The sequence below is a fragment of the Pseudomonas caricapapayae genome (assembly GCF_001400735.1).
In the GTDB taxonomy this organism is placed as follows: domain Bacteria; phylum Pseudomonadota; class Gammaproteobacteria; order Pseudomonadales; family Pseudomonadaceae; genus Aquipseudomonas; species Aquipseudomonas caricapapayae.
Map to the genome: position 1 here is coordinate 36,235 of NZ_LJPW01000146.1, position 25,782 is coordinate 62,016.

The 25,782-nt window shown below is 58.7% G+C and carries 23 protein-coding genes; 13 read left to right on the forward strand and 10 right to left on the reverse strand.

What is annotated here, in order from left to right:
• Positions 1-89 precede the first annotated feature (89 nt).
• Positions 90-719, forward strand: coding sequence for a zinc metalloprotease (locus ALO80_RS21215; RefSeq protein WP_055010403.1), 630 nt, complete (start codon positions 90-92; stop codon positions 717-719).
• A 34-nt stretch (positions 720-753) separates the two neighbouring features.
• On the opposite strand, the gene ALO80_RS21220 is transcribed toward ALO80_RS21215, so the two are convergent.
• Complete coding sequence (locus ALO80_RS21220) at positions 754-1,665, reverse strand: LysR substrate-binding domain-containing protein (RefSeq protein WP_005739654.1); 912 nt, start codon at positions 1,663-1,665, stop codon at positions 754-756.
• A 318-nt stretch (positions 1,666-1,983) separates the two neighbouring features.
• On the opposite strand from ALO80_RS21220, the gene aspA reads away from it, so the two are divergent.
• From aspA to ALO80_RS21235, 3 genes are all read left to right on the forward strand, one after another.
• Positions 1,984-3,408, forward strand: coding sequence for an aspartate ammonia-lyase (gene aspA, locus ALO80_RS21225; RefSeq protein ID WP_055010404.1), 1,425 nt, complete (start codon positions 1,984-1,986; stop codon positions 3,406-3,408).
• 281 nt (positions 3,409-3,689) lie between these two features.
• Complete coding sequence (locus ALO80_RS21230) at positions 3,690-5,141, forward strand: alanine/glycine:cation symporter family protein (protein WP_055010405.1); 1,452 nt, start codon at positions 3,690-3,692, stop codon at positions 5,139-5,141.
• A gap of 29 nt (positions 5,142-5,170) precedes the next feature.
• Positions 5,171-6,175: an asparaginase gene (locus ALO80_RS21235; protein WP_055010406.1), complete on the forward strand. Its 1,005-nt coding sequence runs from the start codon at positions 5,171-5,173 to the stop codon at positions 6,173-6,175.
• A gap of 59 nt (positions 6,176-6,234) precedes the next feature.
• Here ALO80_RS21235 and ALO80_RS21240 read toward each other — a convergent pair whose 3' ends face one another.
• The 3 genes from ALO80_RS21240 to pdxR form a co-directional block, all read right to left on the reverse strand.
• Entirely contained in the window at positions 6,235-7,122 is an 888-nt protein-coding gene (locus tag ALO80_RS21240; protein WP_055010407.1) for a bestrophin family protein, read from the reverse strand.
• Between the two features lie 120 nt (positions 7,123-7,242).
• Positions 7,243-8,454, reverse strand: coding sequence for a YeeE/YedE family protein (locus tag ALO80_RS21245; RefSeq protein ID WP_055010408.1), 1,212 nt, complete (start codon positions 8,452-8,454; stop codon positions 7,243-7,245).
• 54 nt (positions 8,455-8,508) lie between these two features.
• A complete protein-coding gene (gene pdxR, locus ALO80_RS21250) occupies positions 8,509-10,071 on the reverse strand; it encodes a MocR-like pyridoxine biosynthesis transcription factor PdxR (protein ID WP_055010409.1) in 1,563 nt (520 codons plus the stop codon).
• Positions 10,072-10,160: 89 nt separating this feature from the next.
• On the opposite strand from pdxR, the gene ALO80_RS21255 reads away from it, so the two are divergent.
• The 3 genes from ALO80_RS21255 to ALO80_RS21265 are packed head-to-tail and all read left to right on the forward strand — an operon-like array spanning position 10,161 to position 11,926.
• Positions 10,161-10,784: an FMN-binding negative transcriptional regulator gene (locus ALO80_RS21255; protein WP_055010410.1), complete on the forward strand. Its 624-nt coding sequence runs from the start codon at positions 10,161-10,163 to the stop codon at positions 10,782-10,784.
• 11 nt (positions 10,785-10,795) lie between these two features.
• Entirely contained in the window at positions 10,796-11,242 is a 447-nt protein-coding gene (locus tag ALO80_RS21260; protein ID WP_054986522.1) for a GNAT family N-acetyltransferase, read from the forward strand.
• A gap of 15 nt (positions 11,243-11,257) precedes the next feature.
• Positions 11,258-11,926: a GNAT family N-acetyltransferase gene (locus ALO80_RS21265; protein WP_055010411.1), complete on the forward strand. Its 669-nt coding sequence runs from the start codon at positions 11,258-11,260 to the stop codon at positions 11,924-11,926.
• 151 nt (positions 11,927-12,077) lie between these two features.
• Here ALO80_RS21265 and oadA read toward each other — a convergent pair whose 3' ends face one another.
• Both oadA and ALO80_RS21275 read right to left on the reverse strand, forming a co-directional pair.
• Complete coding sequence (gene oadA / locus ALO80_RS21270; protein ID WP_054986503.1) at positions 12,078-13,886, reverse strand: sodium-extruding oxaloacetate decarboxylase subunit alpha; 1,809 nt, start codon at positions 13,884-13,886, stop codon at positions 12,078-12,080.
• A gap of 11 nt (positions 13,887-13,897) precedes the next feature.
• On the reverse strand, positions 13,898-15,313 hold the full coding sequence (locus ALO80_RS21275; RefSeq protein WP_055010412.1) for an acetyl-CoA carboxylase biotin carboxylase subunit: 1,416 nt from the start codon (positions 15,311-15,313) through the stop codon (positions 13,898-13,900).
• Between the two features lie 160 nt (positions 15,314-15,473).
• Between ALO80_RS21275 and ALO80_RS21280 the strand changes: the two genes are divergently transcribed.
• Complete coding sequence (locus tag ALO80_RS21280; protein WP_055010413.1) at positions 15,474-16,424, forward strand: LysR family transcriptional regulator; 951 nt, start codon at positions 15,474-15,476, stop codon at positions 16,422-16,424.
• Here ALO80_RS21280 and ALO80_RS29940 read toward each other — a convergent pair.
• Positions 16,378-16,563 carry a PA3496 family putative envelope integrity protein gene (locus ALO80_RS29940; protein ID WP_003316061.1) on the reverse strand — a complete coding sequence of 62 codons (186 nt, stop codon included), beginning with the start codon at positions 16,561-16,563 and terminating at the stop codon, positions 16,378-16,380. The two genes, ALO80_RS21280 and ALO80_RS29940, sit on opposite strands and share 47 nt — an antisense overlap.
• Before the next feature lie 256 nt (positions 16,564-16,819).
• Here ALO80_RS29940 and ALO80_RS21285 point away from each other — a divergent pair, with 256 nt between their 5' ends.
• Positions 16,820-17,131 (forward strand): hypothetical protein, encoded by a 312-nt coding sequence (locus tag ALO80_RS21285; protein WP_055010414.1) that lies wholly within the window; start codon positions 16,820-16,822, stop codon positions 17,129-17,131.
• Positions 17,132-17,224: 93 nt separating this feature from the next.
• Here the strand turns inward: ALO80_RS21285 and hexR are convergent, their stop codons facing one another.
• On the reverse strand, positions 17,225-18,091 hold the full coding sequence (gene hexR, locus ALO80_RS21290; RefSeq protein ID WP_055010415.1) for a transcriptional regulator HexR: 867 nt from the start codon (positions 18,089-18,091) through the stop codon (positions 17,225-17,227).
• 307 nt (positions 18,092-18,398) lie between these two features.
• Between hexR and uvrD the strand changes: the two genes are divergently transcribed.
• The 3 genes from uvrD to ALO80_RS21305 all read left to right on the forward strand — a co-directional run bounded on the left by uvrD (position 18,399) and on the right by ALO80_RS21305 (position 22,233).
• Complete coding sequence (gene uvrD / locus ALO80_RS21295; RefSeq protein WP_054986499.1) at positions 18,399-20,582, forward strand: DNA helicase II; 2,184 nt, start codon at positions 18,399-18,401, stop codon at positions 20,580-20,582.
• Positions 20,583-20,854: 272 nt separating this feature from the next.
• Positions 20,855-21,694, forward strand: coding sequence for a Tim44 domain-containing protein (locus ALO80_RS21300; RefSeq protein WP_055010416.1), 840 nt, complete (start codon positions 20,855-20,857; stop codon positions 21,692-21,694).
• 131 nt (positions 21,695-21,825) lie between these two features.
• The gene (locus ALO80_RS21305; protein WP_004659120.1) at positions 21,826-22,233 is read left to right on the forward strand and encodes an SMI1/KNR4 family protein; all 408 of its coding nucleotides are present in this window, start codon (positions 21,826-21,828) and stop codon (positions 22,231-22,233) included.
• A gap of 37 nt (positions 22,234-22,270) precedes the next feature.
• Here ALO80_RS21305 and ALO80_RS21310 read toward each other — a convergent pair whose 3' ends face one another.
• Positions 22,271-24,034, reverse strand: a complete 1,764-nt coding sequence (locus tag ALO80_RS21310) for a cation:proton antiporter (RefSeq protein ID WP_055010417.1) — start codon at positions 24,032-24,034, stop codon at positions 22,271-22,273.
• 292 nt (positions 24,035-24,326) lie between these two features.
• Between ALO80_RS21310 and ALO80_RS21315 the strand changes: the two genes are divergently transcribed.
• Positions 24,327-24,812 (forward strand): acyl-CoA thioesterase, encoded by a 486-nt coding sequence (locus ALO80_RS21315; protein ID WP_002555921.1) that lies wholly within the window; start codon positions 24,327-24,329, stop codon positions 24,810-24,812.
• 38 nt (positions 24,813-24,850) lie between these two features.
• On the opposite strand, the gene pdxY is transcribed toward ALO80_RS21315, so the two are convergent.
• Positions 24,851-25,717, reverse strand: coding sequence for a pyridoxal kinase PdxY (pdxY, locus tag ALO80_RS21320; RefSeq protein ID WP_054984310.1), 867 nt, complete (start codon positions 25,715-25,717; stop codon positions 24,851-24,853).
• Positions 25,718-25,782 lie beyond the last annotated feature (65 nt).

Sequence of the window (25,782 nt, forward strand, 5' to 3'; positions counted from 1 at the left end):
ATTTAACCGACGCCGCAATTTCTATTAATTGTAGCCATGACCTGCTTCCGGTCGTGCCCCCCCTATTCACTGCTCACGGACGAGTAAATATGTTCAAGACAATCGCAAGATCCCTGCTGTTGATCGCCACATTCACACTGTGCCAGGCCGCTTTGGCCGATCAATCGAAACGACCGCTGTTTTTCTTCCTGTTCATTCACGATGACGTCAAGGAAACCAGCGACGCGCGCCTGGCCCAGGACTACTTTGCCTGGCTCATCAAGGACCTGGAAAGCTTCACGGGTCGTCGCGTCCATTTACAGTTCGCTCGCAACATTCCTGACGTGACGGACTTTCAGTACAAGAACGAAAACACGGACCAGACCTATGGCGCATGGAGGAGTGAAATCAAACAGTATCTGACGGAGCAAAACCTGCCGATCAATGGCACCAGCAAATACCTGTTGGTGACCCAAAGCAGGATGAATTCAACCACGGCTGGTTTCGCCACCATCGGTGGGAATACCGGCATAGCCTCGCTGGAAACGTTTACCGCACCTGCACATGAGCTTGGCCATATGCTCGGCGGTACTCACGAACTCGCAGAGGTCATTTACAAAGGTGGCTGGTGGTGCGAAACCAATCTGGTAGCGACCCGCCAATCCGTACGTGCCAACTGCTACTTCTACAGCGACAAAAACAAGCAAAAAATCGTCGCAAACCTGAGTGAGTACCCCTGAATGAAGCGCGGCCGCTTGCCACAAGCGGCCCGCCTTACAATGACTCTGGTGGTGCCGCGCTTTCAAGCTTGCGCCATAACAGACGCACATTGGCCTTGCGCACCAATGCGCAACGGTATAGACGAATCTCCAGCGGAACGTGCCATTGCGGCCCGCCACACACCACCAATTCACCGCGCGCCAGTTCGGCGCGCACACTCAGCTGCGGTACCCAGGCTATCCCCAAGCCTTCCAGCGCCATGCTTTTCAGACTGTCTGCCATGGCCGTCTCGTAGACCGTCGTGAAGCGCAGATTGCGCTGACGCAGCAGCAGATTCACCGAACGTCCCAGAAAAGCCCCGGCGCTATAGGCAAGCAACGGCACACTGCCCTCGCCTTCCATATCAAACAACGGCTGCCCATCGGCATCGGCAGCGCAGACCGGCAACATCTCGGTATGCCCCAGATGCAGGGAGGGAAATATTTCGGCATCCATCTGCAGCGCTGCATCAGGGTCGTAGAACGCTAGCATCAGATCACAGCCACCTTCACGCAACGCATGTACCGCATCGCCGACATTGGTGGCCACCAGCCGGGTCGCAATGTTCAGCCCTTCGTTGCGCAACTGGGCGATCCAGCGCGGAAAAAATCCCAGCGCCAGGGAGTGTGCCGCGGCAACCTGCATCACCTCGCCCTGCCCACCTTCCAGATGATGCAGATGGCGCACCACTTCGCCCAGTTGCTCGACCACCGTACGCGCGGTGACGAGAAACAGCTGCCCCGCCGCCGTCAGCTCGATGGGCGTGCGCGAGCGATTGACCAGGGTCAGCCCCAATGCCGACTCGAGACTGCGGATACGCCGGCTGAACGCGGGCTGAGTCACGAAACGACGCTCGGCCGCCTGAGAAAAGCTGCGAGTGGCCGCCAGGGCGCTGAAATCCTCCAGCCATTTGCTTTCCAGATTCATCAGGTCCTCCCGGACAATGGATGGCTGCTTCGACGGGCAACTGCGCAGCCCTGCAAGCACCCGGTTTGAAGCGACCCAGGTGGGACGACCGGCAACGCGGCGCGGATACATGACCGGACGGCTCCATTTGAGAGGAGCGGAGAACCGTCGGGGTGCGACATTTTGCCCCCTTTACGCACTGAACGGAATCCGGGTCACACCCTGATTATGCCGTTATTGCATAGGCCAGCGTTTAACAGCATTGGTCAAGCCGAGGCGGCAAGCCCACTATTCGTGGCGTTCCGGCATTGTCCGTGCCTTTTTGAGACTTTTTTTATCATGTCCTCGCCTGCATCATCGCGCATCGAAAAAGACCTTCTTGGTGTTCTCGAAATACCTGCCAACGCTTATTACGGCATCCAGACCCTGCGAGCGGTGAACAATTTTCACCTCTCCGGCGTGCCGCTTTCGCACTACCCTAAACTGGTTGTGGCCCTGGCCATGGTCAAGCAGGCGGCAGCTGATGCAAACCACCAGCTCGGACACCTCAACGATACCAAGCATGCGGCCATCAGCGAGGCCTGCGCCCGCTTGATCCGCGGCGACTTCCACGATCAGTTCGTGGTCGACATGATTCAGGGCGGCGCCGGCACGTCCACTAACATGAATGCCAACGAAGTCATCGCCAACATCGCTCTGGAAACCATGGGTTTCGAGAAAGGTGAATACAAACACCTGCATCCCAACAACGATGTAAACATGGCGCAGTCGACCAACGACGCCTACCCGACCGCGATCCGTCTGGGCCTGCTGCTGGGTCATGACGCCCTGCTTGCCAGCCTCTCCAGCCTGATCCAGTCGTTCGCCGCCAAGGGTGAAGAATTCAACCATGTTCTGAAAATGGGCCGCACTCAGTTGCAGGACGCCGTTCCAATGACTCTGGGTCAGGAATTCCGCGCCTTTGCCACCACCCTGACAGAAGACCTCAACCGCCTGCGCAGCCTGGCACCGGAGTTGTTGACCGAAGTGAACCTGGGCGGAACGGCCATTGGCACCGGCATCAACGCCGACCCAGGCTATCAGAAGCTTGCCGTCGACCGTCTGGCGCTGATCAGCGGCCAGCCGCTGGTGCCGGCAGCGGACCTGATCGAAGCGACCTCGGACATGGGCGCATTCGTACTGTTCTCGGGCATGCTCAAGCGTACGGCGGTCAAGCTGTCGAAAATCTGCAACGACTTGCGCCTGCTGTCCAGCGGCCCGCGCACCGGGATCAACGAAATCAATCTGCCGGCGCGCCAGCCAGGCAGCTCGATCATGCCCGGCAAGGTCAACCCGGTGATCCCGGAAGCCGTCAACCAGGTCGCCTTCGAGATCATCGGCAACGATCTGTCGCTGACCATGGCTGCCGAAGGCGGGCAATTGCAGCTCAACGTGATGGAGCCATTGATCGCCTACAAGATCTTCGACTCGATCCGCCTGCTGCAGCGCGCCATGGACATGCTGCGCGAGCACTGCATCGTCGGCATCACGGCCAACGAACAACGCTGCCGCGAGCTGGTCGAGCATTCGATTGGCCTGGTCACCGCACTCAACCCTTACATCGGTTACGAAAACTCCACCCGTATCGCCCGCATCGCGCTGGAAACCGGCCGCGGTGTGCTTGAACTGGTGCGTGAGGAAGGTCTGCTCGACGATGCCATGCTCGACGACATCCTGCGCCCGGAAAACATGATCGCTCCCCGTCTGGCCCCCTTGAAGGCCTGACAGGAGTGACCTGCGCAACCTGCTCACCAGATTGAGGGCCTAGACACCCCTCAATTTTTTGAGGGTCTGGGAGTGATTCTCCAGACCCTTTTTTTTGCCTGCAGCAAAGGGCTCCGACACTGGACCCAGAGCCTCCGGCACCTCACTTCGGCGGAGTAATCCGAGGAAGTATTCATTCATCGTCGCGAATGAAGAATCAGCCGTCCAAGAAAGCGACTACAGACGTAAAAACTTTGCACCGGTATAGTGCGCCCCCTCAAAAGTAGCGAGGAATAACAAAAATGCTGGAAATGATTAACGACTTTCTCTCCGGTAAGGTACTGATCGTACTTATCGTTGGCCTGGGTAGTTACTTCACGATCCGCTCGCGTTTCGTTCAGTTTCGACACTTTTTCCACATGTTCTCGGTTTTTCGCGACAGCTTGCGCAGCAGCGCGGGTCAGTTGAGTTCGTTTCAGGCACTGATGCTCAGCCTTGCGGGCCGCGTCGGTGCCGGCAACATCGCAGGCGTCGGCATCGCCGTAACGCTCGGCGGTCCGGGTGCCGTTTTCTGGATGTGGGTAACCGCACTGGTCGGCATGTCCAGCAGCTTCATCGAGTGCTCCCTTGCTCAACTCTATAAGCGCAAGGATTCCGAAGGTCAGTTCCGCGGCGGTCCGGCGTTCTATATCCAGCACGGTCTGGGCAAGCGCTGGCTGGGCATGGTCATGGCCGTACTGCTGCTGGTGACCTTCGGTTTTGCCTTCAACGGCCTGCAATCCCATGCCGTGACCGACTCGCTGAAAAGCGCGTTCAACATCGACACCAGAACCACCGGTATCTGTCTGGTGGTGCTGCTGGGCCTGGCCTTCGTCGGCGGCATCAAGCGCATTGCGGCGATTTCCGACCTGCTGGTTCCTGTCAAGACCCTGATTTACATCGCGGTCACCATCTATGTCATCGTCCTGCAGATCGACCACGTTCCCGGCATGCTGATGACCATCGTCAGAAGCGCCTTCGGTCTTGATTCGGTATTCGGCGGCCTGATCGGCAGCGCTATCGTGATGGGCGTCAAGCGTGGTGTCTTCGCCAACGAAGCCGGCCTGGGCAGTGCGCCCAACGTTGCTGCCGTGGCACATGTCGAGCACCCGGTGGCACAAGGCGTGGTTCAGGCGTTCAGCGTGTTCCTCGATACCTTCGTGATCTGCACCTGCACCGCCTTGCTGATCCTGCTGTCCGGCATCTACGACATCGGCTACGACGGCAACGGTATCGTGCTGGCGCAGAACTCGCTGGCTGCAGTGGTCGGTGACTGGGGCAGAATCTTCATCAGCGTGGCGCTGGCGCTGTTTGTCTTCACCTCGATTCTCTACAACTACTACCTGGGCGAAAACAGCCTGCGGTTCCTGTTTGGCGAAAAGATCCAGACCATCATCATCTACCGTATCGCGGTACTGGTCCTGATCATGTGGGGTGCCGTCGTCGACCTCAAGGATGTATTGGCATTCGCCGACATCACCATGACCATGCTGGCATTCGTCAACCTGATCGCCCTCGCAATGCTGTTCAAAGTCGTCAAGCGCATTTTGAACGACTACGATGCGCAGCGTCGGGCAGGCATCAAGACACCGGTGTTCGATTCCAGCCAGTTCCCTGATCTGGATCTGGACCGCAACGCATGGCCAGCCAATCCGACCCGTCAGTCGACACAGGATGCCGAAGCGGCAGCCAGACCCGTACCAGAAGCACGATAACCACTGCGACACTACGCCGGAGAAGAGCCATGACTCATGACGCACAACAACCCGCACAACGCGTGATGGTTCTTTACACCGGCGGCACCATTGGCATGCAGGCCAGCGCCAACGGTCTGGCACCGGCTTCGGGTTTCGAGGCACGAATGGCCGGACAGCTGGCCGAGCACCCGGAGCTGCTGGTACCACAGTGGCACTTTCGCGAGATGTCGCCACTGATCGACAGCGCCAACATGACCCCGTCCTACTGGCTGCGCCTGCGCGACGCGGTGATCGAAGCGGTTGAGGTCGACGGCTGCGATGCGGTGCTGGTCCTGCATGGCACTGACACCCTGGCCTACAGCGCAGCGGCGATGCGCTTCCAATTGTTGGGTTTCAGCGCGCCGGTGCTGTTCACCGGCTCGATGCTGCCTGCGGGCGTGCAGGACAGCGATGCCTGGGAAAACGTCAACGGTGCCCTGCTCGCTCTGGGTTCAGGCCTGGTTTCGGGCGTCCAGTTGTATTTCCACGGGCAACTGATGACGCCTGTTCGCTGCGCGAAAATTCGCAGCTTCGGTCGTCAACCGTTTGCACCATTGCAACGCTCACGTGGTGGTCACGCCGTGGTTTCGCTGCCTGACGCACTCGATTACCGTCAGGCGAAGACGCTGGCAGAGGTTGCAGTATTACCCCTGTTTCCCGGCATCGGCGCTGCTCAGCTCGACGGTCTGATCAACAGCGGCATTCAGGGGCTGGTAATCGAATGCTTCGGCAACGGCACTGGCCCCAGTGACGATCCGCAGTTCCTGGCCAGTCTGGAAAACGCGCGGGCGCTTGGTATCTGCGTGGTTGCGATCACCCAGTGTCACGAGGGCGGTGTCGAGCTGGACGTCTACGAGGCGGGCAGCCGTCTGCGTGCTGCAGGCGTGCTTTCCGGTGGCGGCATGACCCGCGAAGCAGCGCTTGGCAAACTGCATGCGCTGCTGGGTGCAAACCTGACGACCGAGGAAGTGCGACGGCTGGTCGAGCTGGATCTGTGTGGTGAGCTGCGTTAGGCAGCTGCAACTCCCGCGTTATCCGAGGCGCTCGGCACACGCTGAACGCCTCACCCTCCTTACGAAGCCTTGCATTCTTCCTGTGCGCCCCTGAGCATCGAATCCAGATTGCGTTCGATGTTTTCGCACAATGCCGTCATCTGAATCTCATGCTCGCTGGCACGGAACGGGCTCTGCAAGTCAGTGCCGATCTTTTCGATGGCCAACAGCATGAAGCCCACTACGGTCGAAGCCAGCGGCGTGAACCAGCCCAGGGTTTCCACCAGACCGATCGGGACGATCAGACAGAACAGCGTGATGAACAAGCGCGGAAAGGCGACGTACGGATAAGGCAGCGGCGTGTTGGCAATACGCTCCATACCGCCCTGGCAATTGGAGATATCCACCATGGTCGACTCCAGGCGCGCCAGACGAATGCTGTCCAGCCGGCCCGACTGATACTCCTTGGCCAACAGCGCTGCCGAAGTGTTGAGCAGGTCGTTGGGGAAATTATTGGTGTCGTGGCGGCGCTCGAATTCCTCGCGGGGAATCAGCATCTGAATCTCGTCGCCACATTTGGCACCCTTCAGGTGCGCAGACAGACACTTCACATAGGCGACATGGCGACGCAACAGCGTGGCCTTGACCGGGTTGATCCCGTCGTCATCCTCAACCAGAGTCAGCACCTGACGAGCGAAGCTGCGCGAGCTGTTGACCAGTGCGCCCCACAGCGTGCGGGCCTCCCACCAGCGGTTGTAGGCACTGGAATTACGAAAGCTGGTGAGAACTACAAGCGCCGAGCCCAGCAGGGTCAGCGGCATGGAAGGCAATGTGATCTTGCGCTCCAGATACAGCATGAAGTCAACCGTGACAATCACGTCCCAGATCAACAACCAGAAAAGCGACCAACCTACGTAACCGATGGTCTTGCCGAGAAAACGGATTTTCGAAATGATCGTTTGCTGCAAAGGAACTACCCCATCGAAAATTAAGCGAATCGCAGGCGGACAGCTGCTGCATGGCCTTTGAATGCCAATCCGGCAGATGGTTCGCAAACGGCCCGCTTAATCTCGGGGTTTCAACCTGGTTCAGCAGCCAGTCAGCGCCACCTGCGGACGTTCACCGGCGAAGAAAATCGGCCGCAGACGCACACCGGCCACGTTTCCGGTGTAAGCGGCGATCAGCCACAACCAGCCGTGCAGGCTGCCGGAAGCGATACCGCTGAAGTACGCACCGATGTTGCAGCCATAGGCCAGACGCGAGCCGTAGCCCAGCAACAACCCGCCAATCACCGCAGCAACCAGCGAACGTGCGGGAATGTCCAGACTGGGCGCAAAACGTCCCGCCAGCCCTGCTGCCAGCAGGGCACCGAGCATGATGCCGATGTCCATCACACTGGTGATGTCCTCCCATACAGGCGCTGCCAGCGCCTTGGCGTTTGCAGCGCTCTGCCAGAACACCCAACTGCCGACGTCCACGCCCAGCCCGCTGGCGACCTTCGCCCCCCATAGCGCAAATGCCGACGTGATGCCCCATGGGCGGCCCGCCAATGCCAGCGTCGCGTAATTGAGAAGCGCCAGCGCGACAGCGCCCCAGACCAGAATCCACGGCCCGCGCAAGACACGGCTCAGACCGCGACGGTCAGTGCTCTGCGGCGCTTCAAGCTGACCGTGGCGACGCTTTTCGAGCTTCACGGTCACCAGGGCGATCAAGGCGAACAGCGCAAGGTTCATGAGCAGCGCAGGCACCACGCCGAAGGTGTTGACTACGGAAACAGCCGGAAACGAAGGCAGGGCGAACCACCAGTCGACATGATGGGTGGCAATCAGTGAACCGAGGATGAAAAACAGCAGCGTTACCAGCATTCGCGCATTGCCGCCACCTGCGGTGAACAATGTGCCCGACGCGCAGCCACCACCCAGTTGCATGCCGATACCGAAGATGAACGCACCCACCACGACCGAAATTCCGACCGGCGCGACCAGCCCGGTAACCGGCTGTCCAAACAGCGTGCCTGCACCCAGCGCAGGAAAAAACAGCACCACGGCAACCGCCAGCATCACCATCTGCGCCCGCAGACCCGCACCACGTCGTTCACGGATGAACACCCGCCACGCCGAGGTGAAACCGAATGCCGCGTGATACAGCGTTACGCCCAGCGCTGCGCCGACGATCCACAGCATGACCTGGCGGGTGCCGACACTCAGCAGCAGAAACTGGGCGCCCATCAGCAGCAGGAACAGCGCAGCCAGCGGCGCGCCGAACTTGCGTCCGGGTGTTGCAACAAGAGAGTTATTCATGGGTATCTCAAGAACAGGTAACAGAAAGTGCAGATTATACGCCTGCCAACGGGACTACTCGGACCAGGCCTCGCGCAGCCTGTTCAATGCATCGGCAATCTCGATCTCGGGCACTGCTGCAAAACCCAGAACCAGCCCGGCGCGGTTATCCACAGGCTCACGGGTGTCAGGCAACCAGTAATCACTCAAGGCATTCATCTCGACACCGACGCTGTCGGCTTTGGCAATCAGCGCCCGTTCACGCGCGACGCTGTCTACCTTCACCATGACATGCAGCCCTGCCACCACTCTGGGCATTGCAGCGCATCCGGGAATATCCACGGGCCAGTTGTCCAGCAGCGCATTGCGACGACTCAGCGCCGCGCGCCGCATACGACGGATGTGTCGCTGGAAATGCCCCTGCGCGATGAATTGCGCCATGACCGCCTGCACGCCAATCTCGGTATGGCGCATGTCTATTGCCTTGCGCTGGCTGAACGGTCGCACCAGTTGCCGAGGCAGCACCAGATACCCGAGGCGTAGCGCCGGAAAGGCGATTTTGCCGAAGGTCCCGACGTAGAGCACTCGACCGCCCTGGTCGAGCGCAGCCAAGGGGGCCAATGGCGAACCGCTGTACCGGTACTCACCGTCGTAATCGTCTTCGACAATCCAGCCCTGATGTCTCTCGGCCCAGGCCAGCAATTCCAGCCGCCGTGCCAGGCTCATGACCACGCCAGTCGGGTATTGGTGCGAAGGTGTCACGTACGCCAGCCTGCACTCTGCATGCTCCAGGTCAGCGCATCGCATGCCTTCGTTATCCACAGCCACACCGTGCAGATGCGCACCCGCCAGCGCAAATGCATGACCTGCCGCCCGGTAGCCAGGGTTTTCCACGGCAACGCCCTCACCCGGCGTCAAAAGCAACTGTGCACAAAGGCTGATCGCATGCTGAGCGCCACTGGTGATCACAATTTGCTCAGCTGTGCAGTGCAGCCCACGTGATGAACGAAGATAAACAGCGATCAATTCGTGCAACCGCGAATCTCCCGCCGCAGCCCCATAACCGAGCTGAGCGAGGTCTGGCTTGCGCCAGAAAGCCGCATACAGCTTGCCCCACAAGGCAAAAGGAAAAAGATCGAACGCCGGAACCCCTACTCGAAAGGCCCGTGGCGGTCCCGTTGGCGGCTCGGGCAGGTGATGCTTTTCAAGCAGTGCGGATGTCGGATTGTGGATAACTTCAGCGGATGAACCCGGTGTCATTTCAGCCGCGATTGTGGATAAACCTGTGCGTAACCTTGTGGATACGTCTGTGGACAAGTTGGTGGATAGTTTTTCTCCACTTGCATGCCGGGTTGGCGAGTTGTTTGCCGAGAGCCGGGCGACATAAGTGCCGTCACCCGTGCGCCCCTCTGTGAAACCTTCAGCGTAAAGCTGGTCGTAGGCGCGCATCACACTGTTGCGGGAAATGCCCAATGACTTTGCCAGATCACGACTGGCCGGCAGGCGCGTGCCACCACTCAAGCGCCCATCGAGCACCCGCTGGCGCAAAATCTCATAAAGCTGCTTGCTCAAGCCCTGATTCGGGTCGAGCACGATACCGGTAAGCGTGGACGGGAACGCTACGGGAACGACAGGCATGAATTGGACCTATGAAATCTGTCAAAAATGGATCTTACATAAGGCCAATACCTTGCCTACGATCAGCTCATCAGCCAAGGAAAATCTCCATGTACATACCTGCTGCCTTCAAGGAAAACGACACGTTCAGCCTGCACGAACAGATCGATCAAACGCGCCTGGCAATTCTTGTCACTGATGGCGATGACGGTTTACAGGCGACCCACCTGCCGCTGTTGTTGCGCCGCGACGAGGGACCGTATGGCACGCTTTACGGGCACTTGGCCAAGGCCAATCCGCAGTGGCTGCAGTTGAACTCAGGCGCTGAAGCGCTGGTGGTTTTCCCGGGCGCGGATGCCTACGTGAGCCCGTCCTTCTATCCTGGCAAGGCAGAACACGGCAAGGTTGTCCCAACCTGGAATTACCTGGCCGTGCATGCCTATGGGCACGCTGAGGTATTTACCGATGCAGCGCAACTGCACCAACTGCTGGCTGATCTGACCCATCGCCATGAATCCAGCCGTATACAGCCCTGGTCCATCGACGATGCGCCCGCGGACTATATTGCAAAAATGCTCGGGGCAATTGCAGGGTTTGCCCTTCCCGTACAGCGGCTGCAAGGCAAACGCAAACTCAGCCAGAACCGCAGCGCTTCAGACATGGCCGGTGTACGCGACGGCCTCGCAGCAAGCGCAGATGCACATGACCAGCAAGTCGCTCGCTTGATGAGCTGATGGAGAACCTCATGACCGATGTCCGTATTCGCCCCGTTACCGTCGACGACCATTATGCCTGGCGGCCTCTGTGGCAGGCCTATCTGCGCTTCTACAATACTGAGCTGGCCGAAGGGGTCAGTGATGTCACCTGGCAACGGCTGGTGGACTCGAACGAACCCACCCACTCGGCGCTGGCCTGGCTGGACGGCGAGGCGGTCGGCATGGTGAATTTCATCTATCACCGCTCCAACTGGAGCATCAACAATGCGTGCTACCTGCAGGATCTGATCGTTGCACCCGAGCAACGCGGAACAGGCATCGGCAGGCAACTGATCGAGTTCGTCTACGCCACCGCCAAAGCAGACGGTTGCGACAAGGTGCACTGGCTGACCCAGGAAACCAACACCACGGCCATTCAGTTATACGAGCGAATGGCCGAGCGACCCGGCCTCATACAATTTCGTAAAGCACTCTGAACCAGGAAGTGACTGATGCCCGACACTCTGCTGGACTGGCAAGCTGCTGCATTGCCTGCAACCGACACACTGACAGGCCGCTTTATTCGCCTGGAAAAACTCGACGCCGCACGTCACGCCGACGATCTGTGGGTTGCATTTCAAGGCCCGAATGCCGACCCCGAACTGTGGAATTACCTGCCTTACGGGCCCTTCACCGAGCGGAGCACCTTCAATGCCTGGCTAGCCGGGCATGAGGCAGCCTCCGACCCCTGGTTTTACACGGTCGTCGATCAGCAGACCGATAAAGCCGAAGGCGTCATCAGCCTGATGTCGATCGTCGCTGCACACGGACGGATCGAAATAGGGCATGTCACCTTCAGCTCAGCGATGCAACGTACACCCAAAGGCACCGAGGCCATTTACCTGCTGGCCAGAGAGTCTTTCGCACGGGGCTACCGCCGCCTGGAATGGAAGTGCAACGCCAACAACGCCCGCTCCAAACGTGCGGCCGAACGATTCGGCTTCAGCTACGAAGGCACCTTTCGCCAGCACATGGTCGTCAAAGGCCAGAGCCGGGACACAGCGTGGTATTCGATACTCGACAGTGAATGGCCCGAACGGCAAATGGCCTTTGAACGCTGGCTGGCTGTGGATAACTTTACTGACGGCCGACAGATCAAGGGGCTTGAGGCGTTTCGGTGACCTGAGGACGCAGAGCGTCCAGAATTGCATTTCCACGCCGGAGCGTGCGTAACGATAGTTGTGAACAGCGGCCCCACCTGCACGGAATAAAAAAAGGGAAGCCACGAGTGCTTCCCTGAGGTAAACCTTTGGAGGATGCGCTGGTATCAGCTCACCCTTCGATCTCGACCAATACCTCGCCAGGGTTGACACGGTCCCCCTTGGCAACGTGAATCGCCACGACCTTGCCTGCCACCGATGCCTGAACTTCGGTCTCCATCTTCATGGCTTCAGTGATCAATACCGCCTGCCCGGCCTTGACCATATCGCCCTCCTTGACCAGCACATCGACGATGTTGCCAGGCATGGTGGTGCTGACGTGGCCCGGTGCGTGGGCTTGCTTGCGTTTGCTGGCACCACCGCCGACGAATTCGTTCAGCGGTTCGAAAACCACCTCTTCAGGCATGCCGTCGATGGACAGGTAGAAATGGCGCTTGCCCTCCGCCTTGACGCCCACGCCAGTGATGTCGACCCGATAGGTTTCGCCGTGCACATCAATAACGAACTCCGTCGGCACGCCCTCACCACCCGCCCTTGCCACGCTTCCAGCTTCAGGAATCGGCAACAGCACTTCCGGCATCAGGGTCCCGGCGGCCCGCTCTTCAAGAAACTTTCGGCCGATGTCCGGGAACATGGCGAAGGTCAGCACGTCCTCTTCGGAGTTGGCCAGTGCGCCGATATCGGCACGCAATTTGGTCATCTCCGGTCTGAGCAGATCGGCCGGACGAACGTCGATCAACTCTTCATTGCCGATGGCCTGACGGCGCAGCTTTTCGTCCACCTGCCCAGGAGCCTTGCCATAGCCGCCTTGCAAATAAAGCTTCACTTCATTGGTGATGGTCTTGTAACGCTCCCCGGCCAGCACGTTGAAGAACGCTTGAGTACCGACAATCTGTGAGGTCGGCGTTACCAGCGGTGGATAGCCGAGGTCTTTGCGCACCCGCGGAATTTCAGCCAGCACTTCGCTCATGCGATTGAGTGCGCCCTGCTCCTTGAGCTGATTGGCGAGGTTGGAAATCATCCCGCCTGGCACCTGGTTGACCTGCACCCGTGTATCGACCGCCGTGAATTCGCTCTCGAACTGGTGGTATTTCTTACGCACTGCGTAGAAGTACAGACCGATTTCCTGCAGCAGCTCCAGGTCCAGCCCCGTGTCGAACTCGCTGCCCTTGAGCGCAGCAACCATCGACTCGGTGCCCGGATGGCTGGTGCCCCAGGCGAAGCTGGAAATCGCCGTATCGATGTGGTCAGCGCCGCTTTCAATGGCCTTGAGCTGGCACATGGCAGCCAGGCCTGCGGTGTCGTGAGAATGAATGAACACCGGCAACGACTGCTCGGCCTTCAATGCCTTGACCAGTTCACCCGTGGCATAGGGCGTCAACAGACCTGCCATGTCCTTGATGGCCACCGAATCGCAGCCCATCGCTTCCATCTGTCGGGCCTGCGCCACGAATGCGTCGATGGTATGAACCGGGCTGGTGGTGTAAGCGATGGTGCCCTGAGCATGCTTGCCCGCTGCTTTCACGGCCTCAATCGCAACACGCAGGTTACGTACGTCGTTCATGGCATCAAAAATACGGAACACGTCAATGCCGTTGACCGCCGCCTTGGCCACGAATGCCTTGACCACGTCATCGCTGTAATGCCGGTAACCCAGCAGATTCTGGCCACGCAGGAGCATTTGCAGACGGGTATTGGGCAAAGCCGCTCGCAACTGTCGCAAGCGCTCCCACGGATCTTCCTTCAGAAAGCGTACGCAGGCATCGAACGTGGCACCGCCCCAGACTTCCAGCGACCAGTAACCGACCTTGTCGAGCTTGTCGCAGATCGGCAGCATGTCCTCGGTACGCATGCGGGTCGCCAGCAACGATTGATGGGCGTCACGCAGGATGGTGTCGGTTACGAAAATCTTCTTGGGCATTTCACTGTTCCTTACAGACCGGCGTGTGCGGCAATGGCGGCGGCGATGGCCAGCGCCAGTTCTTCGGGTTTGCGCTTGATCGAGTAATTGGTCAGCTCGGGGTGGCTCTCGACAAAGCTTGTGTTGAACTCACCGCTGCGAAACTCCGGATTGCGCAGGATTTCCTGGTAATAGGCTGCAGTGATCTTCACTCCTTGCAGCCGCATGTCATCCAGCGCACGCAGACCGCGATCCATCGCCTCTTCCCAGGTCAGCGCCCAGACGATCAGCTTCAGGCACATCGAGTCGTAGAACGGCGGAATGGTGTAGCCGGTATAAATCGCCGTATCGGTGCGAACACCTGGCCCGCCGGGTGCGTAATAACGAGTGATCTTGCCGAAGCTGGGCAGAAAGTTGTTCTTCGGGTCCTCGGCGTTGATCCGAAATTGCAGGGCAAAACCGCGATGGATGATGTCTTCCTGCTTGACCGACAACGGCAGACCGGACGCGATACGGATCTGCTCGCGAACAATATCAATCCCGGTGATTTCTTCGGTAATGGTGTGCTCGACCTGCACCCGAGTGTTCATTTCCATGAAGTACACCTCACCCTCGGCGAGCAGAAACTCCACGGTGCCTGCGTTCTCGTAACCGACGGCCTTGGCCGCACGCACCGACAGATCACCGATATAGGCGCGCTGCTCGGGAGTCAGTTGCGGGCTGGGAGCGATTTCGATGAGCTTCTGGTTACGCCGCTGAATCGAGCAGTCGCGCTCGAACAAGTGCACCACGTTGCCGAAACTGTCGCCCAGAATCTGCGCTTCAATGTGCTTGGGATTGACGATGCATTTTTCGAGAAAGACTTCCGCCGAACCAAAGGCCTTGGTCGCTTCGGAAATCACCCGCGGGAAGGCCTGTTCGAGTTCTTCGCGACTGTTGCAGCGACGAATACCGCGGCCACCGCCGCCGGAAGTGGCCTTGAGCATGACCGGATAGCCGATGCGCTCGCCTTCGGCCAGCGCCTCGTCGATGTCCGCCACGTTGCCTTCGGTGCCGGGCGTCACCGGCACACCGGCCTTGATCATGCTGCGACGGGCCTCGGTCTTGTCACCCATGCGGCGAATCACCTCCGCTGACGGACCAATGAACCTGACCCCTCGTTCTGCACAGATATCAGCCAGCTCAGCGTTCTCAGAGAGAAAGCCGTAGCCGGGGTGCAGCGCATCACAACCGGTCTCAACCGCCAGATTCACCAGTTTGCGCGGGTTCAGGTAACCCGCCAGCGGCTCGGCACCGATGCTATAGGCCTCGTCAGCGCGTTTGACATGCAATGCATGCCGATCAGCATCGGAAAAGATCGCAACCGAGCGAATGCCCATCTCGGCGCAGGCGCGCACGATGCGAACGGCAATCTCCCCGCGGTTAGCGATCAGAATTTTTGTTATCACTGGCGTTTCCCTCGACCCGTTTATGTAACAGGGCATGTGACTGAATGTCGCAGGAACACCCTATGCCGAATCAAGGATTAACAAAAATGAGTAAAAGTTGGGTAGTGCATAAGTAAAAGCTTATAGTTGAGTCTTGCCCGTCATCCGGAAATATCTATAGATGCGTAAGTCATTGATGCGCATGACATTGCGCCAGCTGCGCATTTTCAACGAAGTGTGTGATCTACGCTCATACAGCCGGGCGGCTGAAGAGATGTCGCTGACACAGCCCGCTGTCAGTCTGCAGATTCGCCAGCTCGAAGAGCTGATCGGTCAGCCTCTGTTCGAATACGTCGGTAAAAAACTCTACCTGACCGAGGCGGCTCAAGCGCTGCAACTGGCCAGCCGGGATATTTTCGGGCGTCTGGAAAGTCTGGACATGCAGCTTTCGGATATGCAGGGCTCATTGCAAGGCCAGTTGAAACTGGCAATCGAGTCAAGCTGCAAGTATTTCGTTCCTCACCTGTTCGCCGCTTTCAAACGCCAGCATCCGGAAGTCAGCCTGAGCCTGATGGTAGTCAATCGTGCACAGATCATAAGGCGATTGTCGGATAACCGTGATGATCTTGTAGTGATGTCGGCAGTGCCACTGGATATGGGCCTGGAGTTTTTGCCGTTCCTCAATAACCCGATTGTCGCCGTGGCACCGCCCGATCACCCGCTCAGCAGCCATACGGCACTGAACCTGAAAGACCTTGAGCCATGGCCACTGCTTACTCGCGAAGCCGGTTCGGGCACACGGAGGGCCTGCGAGGAGTACTTCAAAGAGAAGCGCGTGCACTTCACTCAGACACTGGAGGTGTCCTCCAGCGAGGCGCAACGTGAATGTGTGGTTGCCGGGCTGGGCCTGGCGATACTGACGCGGCATGCGGTCTGTCAGGAACTCGCCACCGGCGCTCTCGTGGAGCTGCCCGTGGCGGAGCTGCCGCTGTATCGAAGCTGGTGCGTGGCTCAGGCCAGAGACAAACGGCTCTCACCGGTGGCACATGCCTTTCTTGCGTTCATCCGCACCGAGCGCACGCAGATCACCCAGCTTGTCGAGCGTTTCGACGGTCGACCGCGGGCAACTTGATGGTCTGCCATACGGCGTTGTCCATGCCATCCATGTAGTCACACAACTCCTGATTGAGCTGACGCGCTTCACTGTAGCTTTCGATAGCCCGACGAAACTCCATGCGACGCTGGTCTTCCTGCTGACGGCGGGTTTTCACGGTGCTGGTAGGTAAATCATCGTAGTGCCGAGCCATATCCTGTCTCCCAATACGTTTTGTGGGAGCACCAGCATGAAGCCCTGGAGTGACAGTCAGGCGGCGGACACATGACAGCTTGGTTAAATTTTGAAACGTGATAGACAGCCCGGACATGCAAAAAATATATATTTACCGCATTCCGGTACCCCGAACCTTAGAAACTGGCCCTGCAGGACGCAACTTACTCATTAATCAAGTTATAGCAAGGAGCTAAACAATGACTATCGAAAACAAAAACTGGCAGGCACGTGATGACAGGATGCCAGGCGTCAACACCTTGAAAGTTTCCGGCATCGTGACCGCCCCTCAGGCAAACGCGGTTCCGGTACTGGTCAAGAGCGCCAAACCAGCCGCTTTCAGCCACCTGAGTCTGGATCTGACGTTTGAAGCCCAAGGCATCGGTGCCCAGGTGCTTACCGAGAAAGAAGTTGTCTATACCCAGCCAAGTGGTGCCGATATCACGGCTGTCAGTGTTTACTACAAAGGCGAGCTGCTGGCGTCCATCAATGCAGTAGAAGTGACGCATTGATCAACGCAAAATAGCACCTCTAACACAGGCTCCCGCCAATGACCTCAGGTCATTGGCGGGAGTTTTTACATCGTTTGCGAATTGAAAACGATGTCAATCTTCATGAGCCTTGATCGATTTCGGCGACAGGCGCAAGCCGCGCAGACTGCGTTTGACACTCTTGAGATGGTTGACCAGACCAGGGCCGCGGGCCATCGCAACCCCCATCGCCAGCACGTCAATCACGACCAGGTGTGCGATGCGGGACGTCAGCGGCGTATAGATTTCGGTATCTTCGTGCACGTCGATAGCCAGATTGACCGAAGACAGCTCGGCCAGCGGCGTCTGACTCGGACACAGGGTAATCAGCGTCGCGCCGCTCTCACGGACCAGATTGGCGGTGATCAGCAAATCCTTCGAACGGCCCGACTGGGAAATGCACACGGCCACATCGGTCGGTTTTAGCGTGACGGCTGACATCGCCTGCATGTGCGGATCGGAATATGCTGCAGCGGTCAGCAGCAAGCGAAAGAATTTGTGCTGTGCGTCGGCCGCCACTGCGCCGGACGCGCCAAACCCGTAGAACTCGACCCGGTTTGCCCCGGCCATTGCCGTGACTGCCAGCTGCAACGCATGGGGATCGAGGTTTTCGCGCACTTCCATGAGCGTGTGCAGCGTGGTGTCGAAAATCTTCAGGCTGTAGTCGGCGACCGAATCATCTTCGTGAATCGCAAACTGGCCGAAACTTGCGCCCGCCGCGAGGCTTTGCGCCAGCTTGAGCTTGAGGTCCTGAAACCCGCTGCAGCCAATGGCGCGGCAGAAACGCACGATGGTCGGCTCGCTGATACCGACGCTGTGCGCCAGATCCGCCATGGAACTGTGCATCACGGCCGCAGGGTCAAGCAGCACATGATCGGCTACCTTGAGCTCCGATTTGCGCAGCAAATTACGTGACTGGGCGATGTGTTGCAGCAGATTCAAGGGGCAGACTCGGCAAAAGGAAGATGGGCTGGGTTGTAGCTTTCTTGTAGTTATACTACATGACCTGCCAGCCGCCCAGTTAAACGAAGCTGGAACGTACCGTGCGGGCGTTATCGGCGGCAATTGTGGGAATAATCCTACATTAGGCCAAATCGCCTGTCAGACTCTGACTGCTCGCAAGTAACGGTAGTCCGAACGCAATCGCTCCCGGTGGCAGGCGACGACCGGTCGTCAGCGCTCGACCATTTTTATGGCCGGACGCAAAGCATGGTTTGCCCGGCATGACGCAGCACCCTAGAATGCGCGGATGCGCGATGATCTCTCTCTGCTTCTGAATTCCCTCAACGATGCCCAACGTCAGGCCGTAGCCGCCTCACTGGGTCGTCAGTTGGTCCTGGCTGGTGCTGGCTCCGGCAAAACCCGTGTGCTGGTGCATCGCATCGCATGGCTGATGCAGGTCGAGCAAGCCTCCCCGCATTCGGTCCTGTCGGTGACGTTCACCAACAAGGCTGCCGCCGAAATGCGTCACCGCATCGAGCAGCTCATGGGCATCAGCCCCGCAGGCATGTGGGTCGGCACCTTCCACGGCCTGGCCCACCGCCTGCTGCGGGCGCACTGGCAGGAAGCCGGACTGGTGCAGACCTTCCAGATTCTCGACAGCGACGACCAGCAACGCCTGGTGAAGCGCGTAATGCGCGAGCTGGGTCTGGACGAGCAACGCTGGCCTGCACGTCAGGCCCAGTGGTTCATCAATGGCCAGAAAGACGAAGGCCTGCGCCCGAAACATATTCAGGCCAGCGGCGACCTGTTCCTGACCACCATGAAAAGCGTTTACGAAGCCTACGAAGTCGCCTGCCAGCGGGCTGGCGTCATCGACTTCTCCGAACTGCTGCTGCGCGCACTCGATCTGTGGCGCGATCATCCAGGTTTGCTGGCGCATTATCAGCGGCGCTTCCGTCATGTGTTGGTGGACGAGTTCCAGGACACCAACGCCGTGCAATACGCATGGCTGCGCCTGCTCGCCCAAGGTGGCGATAGCCTGATGGTGGTCGGCGACGACGATCAGTCCATCTATGGCTGGCGTGGCGCGAAGATCGAGAATATTCATCAGTATTCCTCCGACTTCCCGGACACCGAAGTCATCCGTCTGGAGCAGAATTACCGCTCTACAGCGAGCATCCTCAAAGCCGCCAACGGTTTGATCGTCAATAACAGCGGTCGCCTGGGCAAGGAATTGTGGACCGATGTCGGCGATGGCGAGCTGATCAACCTGTATGCCGCGTTCAATGAACACGATGAAGCGCGCTATGTGGTCGAAACCATCGAAAGCGCACTGAAAACCGGAATCTCGCGCAACGATATCGCCATCCTTTACCGCTCCAACGCCCAGTCCCGGGTGCTGGAAGAAGCCCTGCTGCGCGAGCGTATTCCGTACCGCATCTATGGCGGACAGCGCTTCTTCGAACGCGCCGAAATCAAGAACGCCATGGCCTACATGCGCCTGCTGGAAGGCCGTGGCAACGATGCGGCACTGGAGCGGGTGATCAACGTTCCGGCGCGCGGCATCGGTGAAAAAACCGTTGAAGCGATTCGCGAACATGCCCGCCATGCCGACGTATCCATGTGGGAAGCCATGCGCCTGCTGGTCGCCAACAAGGGCCTCACTGGCCGCGCTGCCACGGCTTTGGGCGGGTTTATCGAGCTGATCGAAAACCTAGCGGCCAAGGTCATGGAGATGCCGCTGCACCTGATGACGCAGACGGTGATCGAGCAGTCCGGGCTGATCACCTACCACGAGCAGGAAAAAGGCGAGAAAGGCCAGGCTCGGGTAGAAAACCTTGAAGAACTGGTCAGCGCCGCACGTGCTTTCGAAAATCACGAGAGCGACGAGGAACTGACGCCGCTGGCAGCGTTCCTGGGGCATGCCTCGCTGGAGGCTGGCGACACCCAGGCGCAAGAACATGAAGACAGCATTCAACTGATGACCCTGCACAGCGCCAAGGGGCTGGAGTTTCCGCACGTCTTCCTGGTCGGCATGGAAGAAGGGCTGTTCCCGCACAAGATGAGTCTCGAGGAACCGGGACGGCTGGAAGAGGAGCGGCGACTGGCCTATGTCGGCATCACTCGCGCCATGAAACAGCTGGTGATGACCTACGCAGAAACGCGCCGCCTGTACGGGAGCGAAACCTACAACAAGGTCTCGCGTTTCGTCCGCGAGATCCCGCCCGCGCTGATCCAGGAAGTCCGCCTTTCCAACAGCGTCAACCGTCCGTTTGGCGGCACCCCGAAGTTCAACAGCAGCAGCCTGTTCAACGGCACCGGCATTCCGGAAACCGAGTTCACCATGGGCCAGCGCGTCCAGCATGCGGTATTTGGCGAAGGCGTGATCCTCAACTTCGAGGGCGCTGGCGCTCAGGCGCGGGTGCAGGTCAACTTCTCCGAAGGCAGCAAGTGGCTGATGATGGGCTACGCGAAGCTGGTACCGTTGTAGGGTTTCGAGGTCGGGAAGCGGCGCTCGGACCACAACTGCTCTCGTCCCAGCGCCCAGCTTCATGCACAAGTCCGCTCTTGATTGTGGCCGGGGCCCTAATTAAAAGCGGACTTGTGTATAACCTTTCCGCGTGCAATTAGTCACAAGCCCTACGAAGCGCGTAGAAAAGTCCTACGCTGTTTATGTAAAAGTCCGAAACACTAACGCGCTGGTCATGAGGCCATACGCTGTGCAACATGGCGCGCGTGCAATCACAAAACGGGAATACCCTTATGCAACGTTTTCTAAGCATCGCGATGGCGCTGTGCATCGGGCTCACCATGAGCCTGGATGTGAACGCCGCGCGCTTCGGTGGCGGCAAGAGCATGGGCTCAGCGCCTACGCATCAGGCTCGCCAGACCGCGCCTTCCTCCCCCGCGGCTGCGCCTAACGCCGGTCGCCCTGCACCTGCCGCAAGCGGTGCGTCGCGCTGGCTGGGCCCATTGGCCGGTATCGCTGCCGGTGGTCTGCTCGCGTCGATGTTCATGGGTGACGGCTTCAACGGCCTGCAACTGTTCGACATTCTGATCATGGGCCTCATCGCCTTTCTGATCTTCCGCTTCATTGCACGCCGTCGTCAGCAGCAACAGCCAAAAATGGCCGCTGCCGGTGCACCGTACCAGCGTGAAAGCAGCCAGCCTGCGCAGAATCCGATCTTCGGCAGTTCTTCGTCAGCCTCCGCGGCACCGGTGATCAATGCGCCGGCCTGGTTCAATGAGGAGCGTTTTCTGGAAGCGGCTCGCGGGCATTTCCAGTCGCTGCAGCAGCATTGGGACGCCAACGAGATGGACAAGATTGCCGAGTTCGTCATCCCGCAAATGCTGCAGTTCCTGAAAAAGGAACGCGCGGACCTGGGCGACGGCTTCCAGTCGACCTACATCGACAACCTTCAGGTTCAACTGGACGGCGTGGACGATCGTGCCGACAAGACCATCGCCACCCTGACCTTCTCGGGCGTGTCCAAGACATCGCGTTTCGACCAGGGCGAAGTGTTCAGCGAAAGCTGGAACATGGAACGTCCGCAAGGCGATAACCAGCCTTGGCTGGTAGCAGGAATTCGCCAGAACGGTTGAACCAGATTCCTTTCTCGCGTTCAGAACCCCGGACATGTCCGGGGTTTTTTGTTTATCCGTTCGGATAGTTATTTTGAGAAAGGCTTTACGCTACTGTATAACCCGCGCCATCAAGTGAGAGGATCTGTGTCGTGGAAGAAGTCATCGAACAACTGCGTGAAGCGAACGAACCGGTCCCGGTTCCGCTTGAGCTGCCAGACGAAGACCAACTGGTCGAAATCGAAGAACAACTGTTCATCAATATTCCATTCGTCTTCAAAGAGTTTCTCCTGACAGTCAGCGATGTGGTGTACGGCAGCCTTGAGCCCGTCACCGTCACCGATCCGCAGTCGCACACCTATTTGCCGGACGTGGCTGCCACGGCCTGGGATCTGGGCGTGCCACGCGAGCTGATTCCGATCTGCCAGGACGGCGACGATTACTACTGCGTCGAAGAAGACGGCACGGTAGTGCTGTGGTCCGCCGAAGAAGAACTGGTCACTGAAGAAAGCTGGGAGTCGGTCTGGCACTGGGCCAGGGATGTCTGGCTGGAAAGCTGAGACGCCCTTGTGCCGCAGGCCGTGAGGATCTCCGGGCTCAGTGCCCGGATGATTCCTGATTGTTACCCAGCGTCTCCAGCAGCGCGATCTGCATCCGCGTATGTACACGGATCAACCAGCGCCAGAGCAATGCCGCAACCAGCGCGGCAATCAGGGCAATGACCAGCAGCAGTTCGTTGGCCGGTAGAATGCTTGCAGACAACGCCGCCAGCATCACGAAGATCACCACCAATGACAACAGCGGAATCACCTCCGCCACCACCTTGCGGACACGTACGGTATGGCGACCCGCCATCTCGGGTTTCACGCCCATCTCCGCCAGTAACATCGACAACGCCTTGAGCTTGCGATACGCAGCAATCAAAAACGGCAGTGACAGCAGCAGCGCCGCACCGCAGATCCAGGCCTTCTGATGGCTGACATCCACCACCCACTCGTCCATGTACCCGCCAAGATGCTCGGCGAAGTAGGCCCCGCTGAAGAAAATGGCCATCACCAGCGCCAGATTGACGCCGACCTGCAAAAGAATCCGCCGGATCATTCCGGCAAGCACCGCGCTCTGTCCTTGCGGCTGGATGCTGCGCAGCCACTCGCCGTACATGCCGAACACCCGCGCAATTCGCCGGGGCATTATCGACGCCAGCTTGAGTGACAACGGATCGGCACCGCGAATAAGGTACGGTGTCAGCAAAGTCGTAATGGCTGATACCGCTACAGCCACTGGATAGAGAAAATCGCTGGTCACCTGCAGGGTCATGCCCAGTGCCGCGATGATGAAGGAAAACTCGCCAATCTGTGACAGCCCCATCCCCACGCGCAGTGAAGTACGACCATCATTGCCCGCGATAAAAGCCCCCAGGCCACAGGACAACATCTTGCCCAGCACAACGGCCACAGTGATCACAGCAATCGGCCAGGCATATTCGAGCAGGATTTTCGGGTCGATCATCAAGCCGATGGCGACGAAAAAGATAGCGCTGAACATGTCGCGAACCGGCTCGATCAATCGTTCGATCTTCAGCAGTTCACGCGACTCGGCCATGATTGCGCCGATCAGGAAGGCCCCCAGCACCATGCTGTATTCCAGCTTGACCACCAGCAAACAGAAACCGAAACACAGGCCCAGCACGGTAATCAGCAACATTTCATTGCTTTCGAACCTGGCGACGTAGGACAGCAATCGAGGTACCAGCAGAATACCGACCACCAACGCAACGATCATGAACAGCGACAGTTTGCCGACCGTGGAAAACACTTCCCCCGAACTGACCGAGCCGCTGACTGCGATGCCCGACAACAACGCAATAATGCCGATACCGAGAATGTCTTCCACGATCAGCACACCGAAAATAAGCTGTGCGAAGTGCTGGTTCTTCATCTTCAGGTCGTTGAGCGCCTTGACGATGATGGTGGTGGAAGAAATCGCCAGAATAGCGCCGAGGAACAGCGAATCCATGGTTTTCCAGCCGAAGAACTGCCCGATCTCATAGCCAATCCAGATCATCAGGGCAATTTCCAGAAAGGCCGCGATGAACGCCGTTGCGCCGACCTTGAACAATTTGCGCAGGCTGAACTCCAGCCCGAGGCAGAACATCAGGAAGATGACCCCCAGTTCGGCCAGGATCTTGATGGTTTCCTCGTCGTGAATCAGGCTGACCGGTGGCGTATGCGGACCGATGATGAAACCGGCCACGATATAACCCAGCACTACCGGCTGCCTGAGACGATGAAAGAGAATGGTCACCACGCCAGCCACCAGCATGATCACTGCCAGGTCCTGAATGAAATTGATGGCATGCATGGGGGTACGGCTCCTTGTGGGTGATGACTCCTCGAACTGCTGGCGCTGTTCATGAAACGGCGTCGGCTGGCAGTCGCGCCATCAAATTCTGATGAAAGCGTGGGAAAATTCCCGATCCACGGGTTTTTGCAGGTTAACACCGCCCCCTTCGACATAAAGCCGGTGCAATATATGGAAACAGATAGTTATGACGCGTGACGGCCGCTTGCAGGCCAGCGTCCCGATAACTGTCGCAAGCCCCTTGAACGCCAGCATAGGCGTCCCTTGAACACCTTGACCGTGTGAGTACGCTATGGAACCCGGAAACGCCCAGCTGTCGATGACTGTATTGATGACCCCGGACATGGCCAACTTCTCTGGCAATGTCCACGGCGGTACGTTGCTCAAGTATCTGGACGAAGTGGCCTACGCGTGTGCCAGCCGCTACGCCGGGCGCTATGTGGTGACGCTGTCGGTGGACCAGGTGATTTTTCGCGAGCCGGTGCATGTCGGCGAACTGGTGACCTTCCTTGCGTCGGTCAATTACACCGGCAATACCTCCATGGAGGTGGGCATAAAGGTGGTCACCGAAAACATCCGCGAACGCTCGGTACGCCATTCCAACAGCTGCTTCTTCACCATGGTCGCCGTGGACGATAACCGCAAACCCGCCAGCGTTCCGCCTCTTGAACCGGAAACCCCGGAAGGCAAACGTCGTTTTATCCAGGCGCAACAACGTCGCCAGATTCGTCAGGAACTGGAAAAACGTTATCAGGACATCAAGGAAGAGGCGCTGTAATGAGCGGGCTCAGGCACCAATGCCTGAGCCCGTTCAGGTTAAAGACGCACAGCGTCGAACTTCACCCGCGGGTGCGCGATACGATCCTGGGCGCGCACCAGTTCCAGCTCATAGCTGCCGCAGGCCTGGGTCTCCAGCAGCACTTCGTGGACGGCTGCCGCGGCGAACTCGAATGCTGCGACCAGGTCGTCGCCCAATAGCACCCGTGACAGAAACAACCCGGACGTCAGATCACCCACACCGACTGGCTGACGCGGAAAAGCCAGTAACGGGCGACGCAGGTGCCAGCTTGCCTGCGCCGTCACCAGCAGCATTTCAAACACGTCGGCAGCCTTGCCGGGGTAATCGAGGTGTTTGACGACCACCGCTTTGGGCCCACGTGCCAGCAAGGCCCGCGCCATCGCCACGCAGTCGGAGAGTGATTCGGGCTTGCGGCCCGAGAAGCTGTCCAGCTCCAGCTGGTTGGGGCACATGAAGTCCGCCATGGCCGCGGCCTCTTCCAGCAGGAAGTCGCTGACTTCTGGCGCAACGATGCAGCCTTTTTCAGGGTGGCCCATCACCGGATCGCACAGGTACAGCGCCTTCGGGTTGGCCGTCTTGATGCGCGCCACACCGGTCAGGATCGCCCTGCCCTGCGCCGCACTGCCCAGATACCCGGAAAGCACGGCGTCGCAGTTGCCCAGCTCGCCGATGGCGGCAATCCCGTCGATCAGTGCCGGAATCTGCTGCGGGGCCAGCACTTCGCCTGTCCACTGCTTGTATTGCGTGTGGTTGGAGAACTGCACGGTATTGAGCGGCCAGACATTGACCCCGATACGCTGCATCGGGAACACCGCTGCGCTGTTGCCGGCGTGGCCGAACACCACATGGGACTGGATAGCGAGCAAGTGAGGCGTACGTTTCATGGGGGGCGGAATCCTGAACACGATGCAAATGCAATAATGAGAAATATAAGTTGCACAGTATGGCT

Coding starts and splice junctions, on each gene's coding strand:
- ALO80_RS21255 (WP_055010410.1), top strand. CDS start 10,161: ATGTACATACCTGCTGCCTTCAAGGAAAACGACACGTTCAGCCTGCAC.
- ALO80_RS21300 (WP_055010416.1), top strand. CDS start 20,855: ATGCAACGTTTTCTAAGCATCGCGATGGCGCTGTGCATCGGGCTCACC.
- pdxY (WP_054984310.1), bottom strand. CDS start 25,717: ATGAAACGTACGCCTCACTTGCTCGCTATCCAGTCCCATGTGGTGTTC.
- ALO80_RS21315 (WP_002555921.1), top strand. CDS start 24,327: ATGGAACCCGGAAACGCCCAGCTGTCGATGACTGTATTGATGACCCCG.
- ALO80_RS21245 (WP_055010408.1), bottom strand. CDS start 8,454: ATGAATAACTCTCTTGTTGCAACACCCGGACGCAAGTTCGGCGCGCCG.
- pdxR (WP_055010409.1), bottom strand. CDS start 10,071: ATGCCTGTCGTTCCCGTAGCGTTCCCGTCCACGCTTACCGGTATCGTG.
- ALO80_RS21230 (WP_055010405.1), top strand. CDS start 3,690: ATGCTGGAAATGATTAACGACTTTCTCTCCGGTAAGGTACTGATCGTA.
- ALO80_RS21280 (WP_055010413.1), top strand. CDS start 15,474: ATGCGTAAGTCATTGATGCGCATGACATTGCGCCAGCTGCGCATTTTC.
- ALO80_RS21265 (WP_055010411.1), top strand. CDS start 11,258: ATGCCCGACACTCTGCTGGACTGGCAAGCTGCTGCATTGCCTGCAACC.
- ALO80_RS21220 (WP_005739654.1), bottom strand. CDS start 1,665: ATGAATCTGGAAAGCAAATGGCTGGAGGATTTCAGCGCCCTGGCGGCC.
- ALO80_RS21260 (WP_054986522.1), top strand. CDS start 10,796: ATGACCGATGTCCGTATTCGCCCCGTTACCGTCGACGACCATTATGCC.
- aspA (WP_055010404.1), top strand. CDS start 1,984: ATGTCCTCGCCTGCATCATCGCGCATCGAAAAAGACCTTCTTGGTGTT.
- uvrD (WP_054986499.1), top strand. CDS start 18,399: ATGCGCGATGATCTCTCTCTGCTTCTGAATTCCCTCAACGATGCCCAA.
- oadA (WP_054986503.1), bottom strand. CDS start 13,886: ATGCCCAAGAAGATTTTCGTAACCGACACCATCCTGCGTGACGCCCAT.
- ALO80_RS21285 (WP_055010414.1), top strand. CDS start 16,820: ATGACTATCGAAAACAAAAACTGGCAGGCACGTGATGACAGGATGCCA.
- ALO80_RS21235 (WP_055010406.1), top strand. CDS start 5,171: ATGACTCATGACGCACAACAACCCGCACAACGCGTGATGGTTCTTTAC.
- ALO80_RS21215 (WP_055010403.1), top strand. CDS start 90: ATGTTCAAGACAATCGCAAGATCCCTGCTGTTGATCGCCACATTCACA.
- ALO80_RS21310 (WP_055010417.1), bottom strand. CDS start 24,034: ATGCATGCCATCAATTTCATTCAGGACCTGGCAGTGATCATGCTGGTG.